This is a genomic window from Tianweitania sediminis (genome assembly GCF_017813335.1).
GTDB classification, from domain to species: Bacteria; Pseudomonadota; Alphaproteobacteria; order Rhizobiales; family Rhizobiaceae; genus Tianweitania; species Tianweitania sediminis.
The window spans coordinates 182,431-196,010 of record NZ_JAGIYY010000007.1 but is presented as its reverse complement, the minus strand read 5'-3'; the positions used below and the strand labels follow the sequence as shown (position 1 = coordinate 196,010).

The 13,580-nt window shown below is 58.8% G+C and carries 15 protein-coding genes; 5 read left to right on the top strand and 10 right to left on the bottom strand.

Features of this window, described 5'->3' with window-relative positions; genetic code table 11:
• Window positions 1-90: 90 nt before the first annotated feature.
• The 6 genes from J5Y06_RS17800 to J5Y06_RS17775 all read right to left on the bottom strand — a co-directional run bounded on the left by J5Y06_RS17800 (window position 91) and on the right by J5Y06_RS17775 (window position 4,865).
• Entirely contained in the window at window positions 91-510 is a 420-nt protein-coding gene (locus tag J5Y06_RS17800) for an NAD(P)-binding domain-containing protein (protein ID WP_209336528.1), read from the bottom strand.
• Window positions 510-1,118, bottom strand: a complete 609-nt coding sequence (locus J5Y06_RS17795) for a L,D-transpeptidase (protein ID WP_209336527.1) — start codon at window positions 1,116-1,118, stop codon at window positions 510-512. Before J5Y06_RS17795 ends, J5Y06_RS17800 begins: the two co-directional genes overlap by 1 nt.
• Window positions 1,108-1,983 (bottom strand): peptidylprolyl isomerase, encoded by an 876-nt coding sequence (locus J5Y06_RS17790; RefSeq protein ID WP_209336526.1) that lies wholly within the window; start codon window positions 1,981-1,983, stop codon window positions 1,108-1,110. Before J5Y06_RS17790 ends, J5Y06_RS17795 begins: the two co-directional genes overlap by 11 nt.
• A 10-nt stretch (window positions 1,984-1,993) precedes the next feature.
• Entirely contained in the window at window positions 1,994-2,626 is a 633-nt protein-coding gene (locus tag J5Y06_RS17785; protein WP_209336525.1) for a DsbA family protein, read from the bottom strand.
• A gap of 66 nt (window positions 2,627-2,692) precedes the next feature.
• Entirely contained in the window at window positions 2,693-3,409 is a 717-nt protein-coding gene (locus J5Y06_RS17780) for a L,D-transpeptidase (RefSeq protein ID WP_342453452.1), read from the bottom strand.
• Between the two features lie 448 nt (window positions 3,410-3,857).
• On the bottom strand, window positions 3,858-4,865 hold the full coding sequence (locus J5Y06_RS17775; RefSeq protein WP_209336524.1) for a L,D-transpeptidase family protein: 1,008 nt from the start codon (window positions 4,863-4,865) through the stop codon (window positions 3,858-3,860).
• A gap of 532 nt (window positions 4,866-5,397) precedes the next feature.
• On the opposite strand from J5Y06_RS17775, the gene J5Y06_RS17770 reads away from it, so the two are divergent.
• Complete coding sequence (locus J5Y06_RS17770; RefSeq protein WP_209336523.1) at window positions 5,398-5,625, top strand: hypothetical protein; 228 nt, start codon at window positions 5,398-5,400, stop codon at window positions 5,623-5,625.
• 195 nt (window positions 5,626-5,820) lie between these two features.
• Here the strand turns inward: J5Y06_RS17770 and J5Y06_RS17765 are convergent, their stop codons facing one another.
• Together J5Y06_RS17765 and J5Y06_RS17760 are read right to left on the bottom strand one after the other, a co-directional pair.
• Complete coding sequence (locus J5Y06_RS17765; RefSeq protein WP_209336522.1) at window positions 5,821-6,477, bottom strand: transglutaminase-like cysteine peptidase; 657 nt, start codon at window positions 6,475-6,477, stop codon at window positions 5,821-5,823.
• 147 nt (window positions 6,478-6,624) lie between these two features.
• Window positions 6,625-7,095 (bottom strand): copper chaperone PCu(A)C, encoded by a 471-nt coding sequence (locus J5Y06_RS17760; protein WP_280819246.1) that lies wholly within the window; start codon window positions 7,093-7,095, stop codon window positions 6,625-6,627.
• Window positions 7,096-7,284: 189 nt separating this feature from the next.
• Here J5Y06_RS17760 and J5Y06_RS17755 point away from each other — a divergent pair, with 189 nt between their 5' ends.
• Window positions 7,285-7,698, top strand: a complete 414-nt coding sequence (locus J5Y06_RS17755) for a MerR family transcriptional regulator (protein WP_209336520.1) — start codon at window positions 7,285-7,287, stop codon at window positions 7,696-7,698.
• Window positions 7,699-8,006: 308 nt separating this feature from the next.
• Window positions 8,007-9,353 carry an Nramp family divalent metal transporter gene (locus J5Y06_RS17750; RefSeq protein ID WP_209336544.1) on the top strand — a complete coding sequence of 449 codons (1,347 nt, stop codon included), beginning with the start codon at window positions 8,007-8,009 and terminating at the stop codon, window positions 9,351-9,353.
• Between the two features lie 11 nt (window positions 9,354-9,364).
• On the opposite strand, the gene J5Y06_RS17745 is transcribed toward J5Y06_RS17750, so the two are convergent.
• Window positions 9,365-9,748 carry a hypothetical protein gene (locus tag J5Y06_RS17745; protein ID WP_245248035.1) on the bottom strand — a complete coding sequence of 128 codons (384 nt, stop codon included), beginning with the start codon at window positions 9,746-9,748 and terminating at the stop codon, window positions 9,365-9,367.
• A gap of 179 nt (window positions 9,749-9,927) precedes the next feature.
• Complete coding sequence (locus tag J5Y06_RS17740) at window positions 9,928-10,674, bottom strand: endonuclease/exonuclease/phosphatase family protein (protein ID WP_245248033.1); 747 nt, start codon at window positions 10,672-10,674, stop codon at window positions 9,928-9,930.
• Between the two features lie 418 nt (window positions 10,675-11,092).
• On the opposite strand from J5Y06_RS17740, the gene J5Y06_RS17735 reads away from it, so the two are divergent.
• Both J5Y06_RS17735 and J5Y06_RS17730 read left to right on the top strand, forming a co-directional pair.
• Window positions 11,093-11,854 carry a response regulator gene (locus tag J5Y06_RS17735; RefSeq protein ID WP_342453451.1) on the top strand — a complete coding sequence of 254 codons (762 nt, stop codon included), beginning with the start codon at window positions 11,093-11,095 and terminating at the stop codon, window positions 11,852-11,854.
• Entirely contained in the window at window positions 11,851-13,296 is a 1,446-nt protein-coding gene (locus J5Y06_RS17730; RefSeq protein ID WP_209336518.1) for an ATP-binding protein, read from the top strand. The genes J5Y06_RS17735 and J5Y06_RS17730 overlap by 4 nt, the downstream gene beginning before the upstream one ends.
• Window positions 13,297-13,580 lie beyond the last annotated feature (284 nt).

The window sequence follows — 13,580 nt, the reverse complement described above, 5'->3', positions numbered from 1 at the left end:
GAGCACCGGCCGCACACGAGCCTGCGCGGCCTCACCCCGAACGAGTTTGCAACCCGGTCCAGATCGGACCACAAGGAGAACAGAGTCCAGTTATGAACGAGGGCTGATCGGGGGCAACGTCACGCCCGTCGCAACGATCACTTCGCTGGCGACGATTATACTTCCGTCGTCTAGCTGTGCCTCAAAACTCTCCCCGTCAGTTTTCGACAGGCGACTCACCTGCCGGCCAAGTGTGATCGGCAGCCGTAGCCGCGCCGCGTAGCTTTCGAGATACTCTGCAAACTCATCGCGCGTGGCATAAAGCTCCCGGTTGCCCACGAGCTCCAGGCCCGGCAGCGCACTGAACTGCCGCGGCGTGAAGAGCGTGAGTGAGTCATAGCGCGTCCGCCAGCTGTCGCCGACTCGGTGATGGCTGTCGACGATTTGAAACGGTACGCCGGCAGCCCGCAGATGGTACCCGGCAGCAAGTCCGGCCTGTCCGGCGCCGATCACAAGGACGTGTCTTTCCATCAGATGACGACGACTTGAGCTCCGACCGGCACCCGTTCGTAGAGATCCTGCACGTGTTCGTTCACCATTCTGATGCAGCCGTTCGAGACAGCCTTACCGATGGTCCACGGTTCATTCGTTCCGTGGATACGGTAGAGCGTGTCCCGGCCGTTGCGGTAGAGGTAGAGCGCCCGGGAGCCCAAAGGATTGTTCGGCCCACCAGGCACGCCACCCGCATAGCGGGCGTACTTTTTGGGATCGCGACGGATCATGTTGTCGGTGGGTCGCCAGGACGGCCATTTCGCTTTGCGTCCGATGAGCGCCGAACCCGTAAACGCCAGACCTGCCTTGCCAACGCCGATGCCGTAGCGCCGCGCCCTCCCATCTCCCGTGACGAGGTAAAGATACTTGTCGCGTGGAACCACGACGATCGTTCCTGCCGGGTAGTCGTATGGCGACACTATGCGCTGCGGAAGGAAACGTTCCTCGAGCTTGAACGTGCGCTTGGTCCCTTGGGCAAGTGCTTGCCCAGGCACTGCCAGCAAGCCAACCGCGCCAATCAAAAATGCCCGTCGTCCGATCCCGATGGGCGACGCTACGCCAGAATTGTTGTCGACATCAGTGCTCATGACCATCCTCCTCGCCCTGCGGTGGCGCTACGTCAGGAACCAGCTTCTCTACCTTCGCGCCGGCCTTGAGCTCGGCAATAATTCGTCTTTCCTCCGTTGCTTCCAGGGATTGTCGAATCTGCGGTGCGACGGTTTCGAACGCCGGGGCTGGCCGGTTTCGTGTTTCCTCGAGCAGGACGACGTGGAAGCCGAACGCACTGGCAACTGGCGTCTGCGTGAACTCCCCGGGCTGCAATTTCGCCGCGGCGACATCGATCTCAGGGACGACTTGTCCATCGGCCACGAAGCCGAGATCTCCGCCGTTGACGTTGGACACCTCATCGGCCGAGCGTTCCTGCGCGAGTTCCGCGAAAGATTTACCCCCTTTCAGCGCGTCGATGACGGCGAGGGCATCGGTCTCGCTGCGAAGCAGTATATGTCGGAGCCGACGTTCAAGAACGGGCGGAATCTTTGCCGCCTGCTCATCATAAGCGGCCCTGACGGACGCATCGGTTATCGCCTCTCCCACGCGCTGCTCCAGGAACAGGGAGCGGAGCGTCTGATCCTCGAAGAATGCGAGCTGTCTTTTGTAGGCTTCCTGCTCGGGCACGTTTGCCGCGCGCGCCGCCTCGGCCACGATCCTGAGGTCAATCAGGGCATCGACCAGAAGGGAACGTTTGGCATCGGCGGGCATTTGGCCGAGCTGCTGCGAATACATCTGCTCGGCAATGGCAAGGTCGTCTGCGGTAATGTCCTTGCCATTGACGCGGCCGACGACGCCGGCGTCCTGCGCGAGGCCGGCCGAGACAAGCGGCAACGACAGCGAAAGGATTGTCGTGCCGACGAGCAGGCCGGCTTTCCATCGGTTCTTGATCCTGGTGGTCATCGGAACCTCCCTACTGCTTGGCCGCGGCAACCAGCGGATCGATGATCTCGCTGAAGCGTTCGATGCTGAGGGCGCCCTTCTGCATCTGCCCATTGATGAAGAATGTCGGTGTGGAATCGACACCGAACGATCTGCCGCCTTCGGCAACAGCCGTGACCTTCTCAAGAAGAGCCTGATCCTGGAGGCATTTTTCGAAGTCGGCGGTGCTCATTCCCGTCATGCCCATGGTCGACTTCAGAGCTGCCGTCCCGTCGGGCACGCGAGCCCAGTTGTCCTGGGTCCGGTAGAGCAGGTCGATCGTCGGATACCATTTGTCGTCGCTCACGCAGCGCGCCAGCATGAAGCCGGCGGATGAACGCGGATCGAAGGGGAACTCGCGCATGATGAACCGGACCTGGCCTGTATCGACATACTTCTTCTTGAGGTCCGGCCACACATTGACGTGAAAGGTACGGCAATGAGGACACGTTAGAGATGCGTATTCGATGATCGTCACCGGTGCATCGTCAGGTCCAAAGCTTTTCTCAGGGAGAGCACCGGGTGCCAGCAGTGCCTCGGGCGTCGGCTGCGCCGACAGTAGCGCCGGATAGGTGACGACCACACCAGTGGCGGCCATGCCGAAGATCAGATTGCGTCGTTTCATGTCGAGGTCCTTTCGTGAGGACAAGGTTGTGCAAGCTCTAGCCCCTTGAGAGGCAAGCGGCTTCTGTCAGACAAATGAACGGGTGCCGCCGCGAACGACGATGGGAGTAGGCGTGGCGACACGGTCATACAGGTCAATGATGTCCTGGTTCATCAACCGGACGCAGCCACTTGAGACCGCCTTGCCGATGGTCCAGTACTCAGGCGTGCCGTGCAGCCGGTAGAGCGTGTCTTCGCCGTTCTGGAAAATGTAGAGCGCCCTCGCACCGAGCGGATTAGTGAGCCCTGGTGGCTGGCCGCCGTTTTCAGCACTCCACTTCGCAAGTTCGGGCTGACGCGCGATCATTTCCGCCGGCGGCGTCCACTTCGGCCAGCGCTGTTTCCACTGGATGACGCCTTCGCCCGACCATTCGAATCCCTGGCGGCCCAGACCAACGCCATAGCGCATCGCCTTGCCACCTGGGCGGACGAGATAAAGATAGAAGTTTCTCGTATCCACGACGATCGTGCCTGGACGTTCACCGGTCGGATCGTCGACAAGCCGCCTGTAGAAGCGCTTGTCGACCTTGGACAGATCGACGGCCGGGATCGGAAAATCCTCCTCCGGCATGGCCCGGTACATGGAGATATAGGATGGATCTTCCGCTGGTTTGACCGGCGCAGGTTCCGCAGGCAGGTTCCCGGTGGTTGAGCAGGCTGACAAAATCAACCCGCTGGTGGCGGTGGCACCAAGGCTCAGGATTTGTCGACGGGAAAACTGTACTTGTTTGTTTTTTTGGGTCACTGTTACGCTCGCAATAAGGTCATCGGGAACCGGCGTCTGCGTGCAAACAGTGCCGGTGTGGAGCAACGACCTATCGAGCGCATCATGTCTGGCAGAACTGCCAACAGTGCGACGGCGATCGGTCTCGCCTCTTCTGACGTTATCGGGGCGGTGGGACGACTGAAGGAAATATCCCCGGAGGGAGGGTACGGACGAGTCTATTCGGGGAAGAGAGATGCGCCTCACGAACTACAGGCACATGCCATTCGGCAAGCCAGCTGCAGCTGTCATGACATTTGGCAGTGGCCTCAGGCGAAGGAGCATCACCACTACCAGTGTCAGCGCCTTCGTCCCCAAGGACAGAGACGAGTTGAGCTGGCTCCTCGCCGGCTGCAGCGGCAGGCAATGCGGCATGCAGACTGACGAAGCAGAGGAGGAGAAGAGCAAGCAGCGTCCGGACCATCGCGGTTTACTCGTCTGGCGAGTGCGGGTCGGCTATCGCCGCATCCGGACGGCTAACTGGAACGGAAGATAGCGAGGTCCGCTTCGCCAACGCGGATTGGCCGCTACGCTCGAGCAGCCTACGAAAACTCGGATGCATGCCACCGTCGGCGTAAGCGTGGGCCGAAAGCACAGTGCCAGCCGTAAGGAGTTCTTCCATCGCAACGCGATCGGACTGCGTCCTGGCGGCGACCAAAGCGTCCGGCGTGTTCAGCGCAGGAGGACATGGAGCAAGCACGTCGCGCGGCTCACCTCCACCGAACTCCTTGTCGAAGACGTAGCGTCCTTCGCAATAGGACACTTTCGGCTGACGCCGGGTGACCTCGAAGATGTCATATCCCTGCTTGAGATCGGACCAAAACGTGAAGTTCGGATCGTTCCGGTTCTTCGCCATGTTTTGAGGGGTCATCCGGAAGGGAAACGCCTGGACCTGGAATGACCCTTGACCGCCCTTCAGGGCCTCGCGCGCAACAGCATAAATCTCGGCTACTCCTTCATCGGTCAGCGCGAAACACCCGGAGGACGAGCATGCGCCATGCACCATGAGCGCCTCACCTGTGTAGCCGAGGGCCGCTTCAAGCTTGTTCGGATAGCCGAGATTGAAGGACAGGTAATATTGGGAATTGGGGTTCAGCATCCCGGCGGAGACGTGGTAGAAGCCTTCGGGAGCCTGACGATCGCCGTTTTGCTTTTTCGGCCCCAGCTTTCCGGACCAGCGACACATCGGGTAAGTCTTGAGCAAGGCGAACCTGCCGCTTCGGTCGCGCTTCCAGATCTCCAGCTCGCTTTCCTGCTTGAAGATTCGCACGAGGATAGGCGCCGAAGGCGACATCGATTTGCGCGACATCTCCGCCGTAACCGCGGTGGGAATCGGCTGCGTCGCCTTGCCGTCAACCTCGAGGACGGTAGAGACGCATGCGCTCAACAAGAGCGTAAGCGCTGCAATCCCTCCGATCCTGACGGCCGTTAGCATCATTGAAAACCATTTCGTTGGCGCGCACCCTCTCCGGCGGCTCCTCGCACAGTTCGCCTATCATAGTTAAAATGGCGTTTCCGCCCACAAATTCGCGAGCGTCAAAGAACCGCAGCCGCAAAAAGCCTCAATTTGTTAGGCCGGCGCTGAGTTACGGAGACAAGGGGTCCAATCAGGAAAGAAGGCAATGCGACGAGTGATGTGTCTATTCGTTGCCGTGAGGACCAGGTAGAGCTTGGATCCTATTCCGCAATAGAGTGCATGCCAAAGCTGTTGTCAGCATTCAATTGCCTTTCAATCCGGAAACCTGAATATGCTAGCGCCATTAGGCATGTCCGAACGGCTGGCGTGGCCAAAACTGATGCCGGCGGGCCCGTGGTGACTACGGTTTCATTGAGGTAGAACCTCGTGTCCAGGGCGACAGCCTTACCTGCGAACAAAAGCTGTTCCCAAGCGCAAGCGTCAAAGAACCGCAGAACCAACCGTATGCTGCGATATCGAAGATCATCTAGGTAAGAAGCTGACCAAGGCTCGAATGGAAGAAAGACCCAACCACGCCATGCCGGAAGGATCGGAACACCTTACCCTTGAAGAATCCAAGACGCTTGCCCGCCGCAGACGGCGCATGAATTGGATGATCTGCGCGCTCCTGGTAGCGTTTGTCGTAACCGTTTACTGGATCAGCTTCAGCCACGTCCGCACTGAGACGAACGAAACGCAATCGCGCTACGAGGTCGATAACGTCGCAATCACCCACGCTTGAGTGGCAGATCGACCTTCTCGGTGTGAAGGTGGACCGGCTTGAAACCGTATCGGTCCACCTCTTGATGATTTTGCGTTTGGCATGCTTTGCGTTGGTTGCGCCTATTGCCTATCTGGCATTGGCCACGCTCTTCAGTTTGGTATGCATCGGTCTCGGGCATAACACCATGGAAATGCTGTACGGAGGAACCGCTGTCTATCTCCTGACACTCGCAGCAGCAGTGGAGGGTGCCTGGCTCCTGCCTGAGGACATCAGGAGCTCTTCCTCGTTTATGAGGCTGACCCAGCGATTCAGGTCTTCTCCAGACTGACGCTTCAGATAGTAGATTTCCGTGTCCTTCCAGAGGAGCACTTTCTGTTCGAGGTTGTCGAGAACGAAGTCGCCCAGATCTGTCACCACGGTCAGGACTGCGTGCCCGCCGCCTTTTGCATCACGAGCGACAGTCAACAGAAGTGCTCCCAGGGGATAGCCCATTTCGTTCAGCCGCTTGCGCTTTAGAAGAGCGTAATCCTCGCAATCTCCGACAGTCGTCGGGTATTCCCACCGCTCCTCAACTCCGAAGATTTCCATATCGGTTAGCGGCGCAATCGCCGTATTCACTTCGGCGTTGACCGATACGATTTCTCGCCAGCTGGGCTCGGTCAACTTGATCATCGTGCCTTCTGGTCCGCGCGCGCACTCGCCGCGATAACGACGGCAATAATCATAATAGCCCACCGGCATTGTTGTTGCGCCGTAAGTGAGCATGTTCCGTGCAGTTGTCGGCTGGGTCGGATTGAAGTGAAAGGCGTTGGCCGAAGCCACCACACAAGAAATTCCAAGCACCAAAGCACTGAGAACAAAACGCATCATTGATCGTCTCCCCGTCGTGTTGGGAAACAGATACAAGGCAAGCCTCAAAATGACGCAAAATCAGTGGGTTAAATTAAGGTCGAATTCTCGACGAATTTTAGTCCGCAATTCAAGGACACATTTACCAACACGTTAGCCGCGCAACCATCAGTCGATGGCAACATCTCCCTGGCCATGGTGATGTATCGTCAGTTGTTTGCGAAACTGCAAGGTATCGGCTGCGACTACCATTTCCTGTCCGCCTTCGAACACCAGAACAAAACTGCTTGCAGCCATGGGGTCCGAGCGCGCCACGGGCTCTTCCAGAAGCAGGCGAGTGCCATTGGGTCGCATCGTAAGTTCCGCATGCCCCGGCACCGGGACGACTCCTTCTACAGGCCTCACGTCGGGCATGTCCGAATCGATTTCGCTTCTGACGATCGAAATTTTGGCGAACGCATCGCTTCGGATGGCCTCCAGACCTACCTGCTGGCCGGTTCCGTTCCAGATCGTGAGGTAGCCCTCAGCGCGCTCCCCCTCATCGTCTGACATCAAGACTTCCGCGTGCTCCACCGTCAAACGCTGAGGCGAGTTTGCGTGATCAACCCTGCCATCGGATGCCTCTAACGGTGTGGCCATGACCAAAGTGGCAAGCGCGGCTGACGCAAGAGATGCACTGTTCACGAGCATTTGTCCCCTCCCGAATGCCTCCTTGATTAAGCACAATCTGGGCGATCCTGTGATTATCGATCCAACGGAATGCGGCAATTAAACACGTTTGCAGGAAGAAATCGTACGACATAATAGCTATAGAAACTGGAGGGAGAGATGCTGACAATCGGAGAGCTGTCACGCGCAACGGGCGTCAAGATTCCTACGATTCGGTATTATGAGCAGATGGGATTGATGGCCGCGGCCGAACGATCCGAAGGCAACCAGCGGCGATACGAATCCCGGGATCGAGAACGCCTGTCATTCATCAGGCATGCCCGCGACCTTGGATTCACAATCGAGGCCATTCGCGAGCTTCTGGAGCTAAGTGCTCATCCCGAACGTCCATGTGCCGACGCGGATCAGATCGCGGTGCGACAGCTCGAAATTGTGCGTGACAAAATTGCGAAGCTCCGGCCACTCGAAAAGGAGCTCGAGCGTATAACGGCTCGCTGCCACGGTGATCATATCAAGGATTGCTATGTTCTGCAGTCGCTGGCGAACCACGACTTGTGCGCGAGTGAGCACTAGAAAGCTGCCGGCCAGAACCGCAATTCCAGCAATCGCTTGAAGGCTAGTGCGTTCCTGACGAGCGCGGGTTCGTGTCCTGGTTGGGCAGATCGACGTGAGTGTCCAGCACGCTCTGCAATTGCCGCCACTGCGGTAATCAATGGAAGTGGGGCGGGTCGACCGATCTGCCTGCCAGTTTGAAGCCCATTCAAAAACAGCACGTGAGACAGGGTCTGTTGCAGCGCAGGCCATGGCAGCGCTCACCTTGCCAACGTTTCGCCAATGCAGTAATTGCAAATAAGATGCAACTGCAAAAGAATGAGCGAGAAATGACCGACCCGACATCGGATGGCGTCACCGGCTGGAAGCGCAGATCGTCCGTCCCCTCGATGTCGGATGTGCATCGATCGGTGGCCGTCAAGGGGATGAGTTCTTCATGGCGCCGCGCCGCCGCCTTCATCGGGCCGGGCTATCTTGTGGCCGTGGGGTACATGGACCCGGGCAACTGGGCGACGTCGATCGCAGGCGGCTCGCGCTTCGGATATACGCTGCTGGTGGTGGCCCTGATCTCCAACATCATGGCGATCATTCTGCAGTCGCTTTGCGCCCGGCTCGCCATCGCTTCCGGACGGGACCTAGCGCAAGCCTGCAAGGATGCTTACCCAAAGGCAGTCTCGCGCACGCTCTGGGCGCTCGCCGAGGTCGCGATCATCGCCACCGACATCGCCGAGGTCATCGGAACTGCCATCGGCCTGAACCTGCTGTTCGGGATCCCGCTCGAAATAGGCGTCGTGATCACGGCGTTAGACGTGTTCCTTATCCTCTATCTGCAAAGGCTTGGCTTCCGTTGGGTCGAAGCCCTGGTAATCGTGATGCTCGCGGTGATCGCCGTCTGCTTCGTGCTTCAAATCGCCCTGGCGGATCCGAACTGGGGCGACGTCATTCGCGGCTTCGCGCCAACCACCGAGATCGTCACCAATCCTGAAATGCTCTATCTCGCCCTGGGCATCCTTGGCGCGACGGTGATGCCGCACAACCTCTACCTCCATTCCGGCATCGTCCAGACCAGAAACTATGGCGACAGCCTGCCGGAAAAACGTGAAGCCCTGAAGTTCGCCACGATCGACTCGACGGTCGCCCTCATGTTCGCGCTTTGCGTGAACGCGTCCATCCTCATCCTCGCCGCGGCCACCTTCAACACGACCGGCCGGACCGAAATTGCCGAACTGGGGGAAGCGCACAGCCTGCTGGCTCCGATGCTCGGCGCGGCCATAGCGCCGACATTGTTCGGGATCGCGCTCCTGTGCTGCGGCATAAACTCGACGGTGACCGCAACCCTGGCAGGCCAGATCGTCATGGAAGGGTTCCTCGACATCAAGCTGCCCCCCTGGCTCCGCCGGCTCATCACCCGGGCGATCGCCATCATCCCGGCCGCGGCAATCACCATCTGGTACGGTGAAAGCGGTACGGCCCAGCTGCTGATCCTGACACAGGTGATCCTCAGCCTTCAGCTGTCATTCGCGGTGTTTCCGTTGGTGATGTTCACGGCCGACCGACGCAAGATGGGAGACCTCGTGGCGCCCCGCGCGCTGGTAGCGTTCGCCTTTTTCATCGCGTTCGTCATCGCCGCCCTGAACATCAAGCTGCTGTTCGACTTTCTTGCTGCAGCGGCCTGATCGGGATGCCCTTAGGCTTCGCTGTCGTCCTCAAACCGGCAGAAGTAGGATACCCTGTCGGCCGCGCCGTTCGACGAAGGAACATTGCGCAGGATGACCGTGATCACTGAGCTGTCGGCAGGCGCGACGATTGTCCCCTCTATCGTGACAGTTGGATGGTCATCCGGGACGAGTTCAAAAAGGATTTCGTCTCCACGGGTCTCGCCGAACCGCAGCGTCCCGGCATCGTAATCGCCTTCCGCAGCATAGGTGGGCTCCATCCTGCTTTGATCAAGGAACAGGTAGAATTCCACGTCCGAACCAAACGGCGCGCGGCCCCAAAGCCATGCCTCGGCCTTTTCGCGGGAGGGCCTCGTAAACCGCACGAGAGCGTCGCAATCCGCAGAGGAAGGCACTACCCCTCGCTCTGGAAACCATAGGAAGACACCGGTCGGCACTTTTGCCGCAGCCGGTGCAATGCTGGAAAGGGATGCCCCAAGAAGGAAGCCGAACAACTGCCATAGCGAGGCTCGTCTGGTCCGCTCAATCCCAAGCATCTGTTCCTCTTGCCTCCAATCCTGACCGGGGGCCAAGCCTATGGAAGTGTCAGCCTCGCAATCACGGGAAGGTGATTTGAGCCGAACGTCGGTCCCATCGCCAGTCTATCCAGACCCACGGCCGGCGACAGTACGATGCGGTCGATCGGCGTCCCAAGCTGCGTCAACGATCCAAACCTCATACTGAAGCGAGTGGGTCGAGGCCACCAACGGGATTCAGTCGTCCTGTATCCTGTAGAGGACAACAGGTCTTTGAAGAAGGGCGACCACGACGGCGTGTTCCAGTCACCCGCGACCACAACCGGCGTATCATGCTGTTCGGATCTGATCGCCTGTGCGAGGTCGCGCAGATAGGCCGCCCGCTCGCGCCACATGCGCGGACTCCTCGGTGTCTGCGGGTGAACCGCGTACACGATCAGAGTCCGGTCGCCCACGGCCAACTCATACCGCATTGCATACCGGCCGCCCGTGTCGCTGCTTTCGGGCGAGATGGTTCTCGCGGCCAGGATCGGGAATCGGCTGAACAGCTTCATGTCGGTGTTGGCATGAAGGGCGCGACTGCTTTCGAACGACCACCGGCCGCTCGCAGCCAATGCGTCCTGCCATCGCGGGGTCATCTCCTGCAGCACCAGGATTTCTGCATCCGCTACGACCGGAAGAGCTAGGAAATCCGCCGGATCGGGATTGTCGACATAGACGTTGGCGCTTACGACCGTGAAAGGTACACCGCCTTGTGTGGAAGCGGGTACCGGCAAGAAAAGGAAGGGGGATAGAGCGCTCAACATCGCAAATGCCCCAAAGGCCGCTGTAGCGAGGTGGTGGAAGAGCAAGCTCAATATGAAAAGGCACGTAGCAAGGAGCAGCAGGTGTGGTCGCAAGAAATTTGCCAGGTCCGCGGTCCATAGAGTTGTCGAGAGAACCATCGATCCTAACGATGCCACGGAAAAGCCTGCACACAAGGCTACCACGACGACGTTCCCGACCGCGCGAAATTTAGCTTTTAGAGGCGCATCGAGCATTCTTCGGCCGCAAGACAGTCGGAACATGCCAATGAATAGTCCGTCTTCCTTGCTCGTGCCACTGAGTCAAACTAACGCGGGGCGGGGTCTCTGAGCGCTCTTGAACCTCTAGCCCCTTGAGATTGTACACTATTCGGCGGAGCCGCATCGAGCGGCTGACATTGGAAGTACAAGGGTAGTACCCGTGTGCTTCAACAGCGATCGAAAAGGCCCGGATGTGTCGGCCGATGTTGTGAACGGACATATTCTGGTGGTTGACGATCATCAGGACATTCGAGACCTGGTAGCAGGGTTGCTCGCCAAGGAAGGATATCGCGTCAGCGCCGCCGCGAACGGGCGGCAGATGCGTCGCCACCTGATCGAGAGTAGCGTCGATCTTGTCGTTCTGGATCTTATGTTGCCAGGTGAGGACGGACTCACACTTTGCCGCGATCTCAGAGCCACGACCAACATTCCAGTCGTGATGCTCACAGCCAAAGGCGACGAATTTGACCGTGTGCTTGGTCTTGAGATGGGCGCCGACGACTATCTGACAAAGCCATTCGGGGGCAGGGAACTCGTTGCCAGAATTCGCGCGGTTCTTAGAAGGACTCGTTCGGTGCCAATGGGTACTCGAGGCCAAACAGCGTGCGTGTGGCGGTTCGGCCGCTGGACCTTCGATACGTCGACACGCTCCCTGAAGTCGACAACCGACGCGCTTCTGTCTCTAAGCACTGCCGAATTCAACCTACTGAGGGTGTTCGTTGAGCGACCGCAGATCGTTCTGACCCGTGACCAACTGCTGGATTTGACCCGCGGCCGGGAGTCCGAATTCATTGATCGGAGCATCGACACCAGAATCAGCAGATTACGCCGGAAAATAGAACAGGATCCACAAAAGCCTCAAATCCTCAAGACGGTCTGGGGCGACGGCTATGTCTTTGCGGCCGACGTGTCTCGTGGATGATCGGGTTGCTGCCGAAAACCCTTAGCGGTCGGACCGTCGTCTTACTCGTGTCCGGCCTAGTTGCGACGCATATCGTGACCCTGCTCGTGCTGTCGGAAGATCGGGTAGAGTCGCTGACGCGCACCGAAGAGCAGCACATCGCGCAACATATCGCATCCATTGCGAATATCGTTTCAAATGTGCCAAATGAATGGAGGGATCGCATCGTTCGGTCTTCCGATGGCCATCTGTTCAACGTCAGAATAACAGAGACAGGTAGCAGAAAGACGCTTCAATCCACCGGCACCAATACCAGCACGCTGGGCGACCTCTTGCTACGACAAGTTCGACCGAGCACGAACGAGCCGATATCGGTGGACATAAGTGACGCTGATCCCGGCAACATGACGCCTGGACGGGATAGCTGGCGTCGCTGGCTGGAATCTCGCCTTAGCCGCCTCGCCTACGGGCACGACCGCGACCAAGCTGTCCTGGTCTCCATTCCGCTCTCGGAAGGTCAAAGGCTCAGCTTCTCGACCTCGATGCCCATGGCTTCGGCGCCTGGATGGGAGCGACAGCTGGCAGTTACCGGGGCGTTCCTGGTTATCGTATTGATGCTTTCCCTGTGGGCCATCAGGAAGATGTCGAGTCCACTTGCGCTGTTTGCGAACGCCGCCACGACCTTTGCACGGAACGTGTACGCACCATCCTTGCCCGAAACAGGGCCGAGTGAGGTCCGTGAAGCAGCTCGGGCATTCAACAACATGCAGAAGCGGGTGCTCCAGATGATCGAAGGGCGCGCCTACATGCTGGGAGCCATCTCCCACGACTTGCGCACGCCGCTGACGACAATTCGTCTTAGGGCCGAGGATTTGGCCGATTCGGAAGCACGGCGTCGGATCCTCGCCTCGATAGAGGAGATGGACACGATGCTCGCTTCTACGTTGACATTCGCCCGCGAGGGCACGGCGCAGGAAGAGCTCCAGGCGACAGACATCGGGTCCCTTCTGGAGGCGATCTGCAGCGACTTTTCGGACACCGGACATGACGTCACTTTGGCCGTCAGTAGCACCATCGTTGCTGCCTGCCGCCCGTTAGCGTTGAAGCGAGCTCTTTCCAACCTTATCGACAACGCTCTCAAGTATGGAGAGCGCGCTGATGTCGCCGCCAACGTCACGGGCGGATTGGTCGACATCACCATCACGGACCAAGGTCCTGGTGTTCCAAATGAGGAACTGGAGCGCATATTTCAGCCGTTCTACCGCCTTGAGAACTCAAGGAACCGCAATACCGGCGGAATGGGCCTGGGGCTGGCTATTGCCCAGATGGCCGTACACATGCATGGCGGATCTATCCAGCTGGAGAATCGAGCAGAGACCTCCGGTCTATGCGTAAGGCTCATGCTGCCGATAGGAACTTGCGGCAACAACGACGAGTCTTCCCGGAACCACCGATCACATTAGCCCGACCGCAATCCCTCGCCGGCGGCCATGCCGAAACGATCGGCAGCGTCTCCTGCCGAGTGACGCCAGCCGGTAGAGTTTGACCGCAAGGGCTGCGCGGCTCCTTCGAAAATTGTTGCGAAATGTGTCAGGGCGACCGTCATGAAAGAACTCGCCATACCACAGCGGGTTTGCGACGAACTCCGGTAAATTCTGTCGTGTACGTGCCACTCAGCACCGTGTTTCTCCGTTGAGCAGTCTCTGTGGGAGGATAGCCACCGGACGGTCTTCGACGCTGGGGTTCG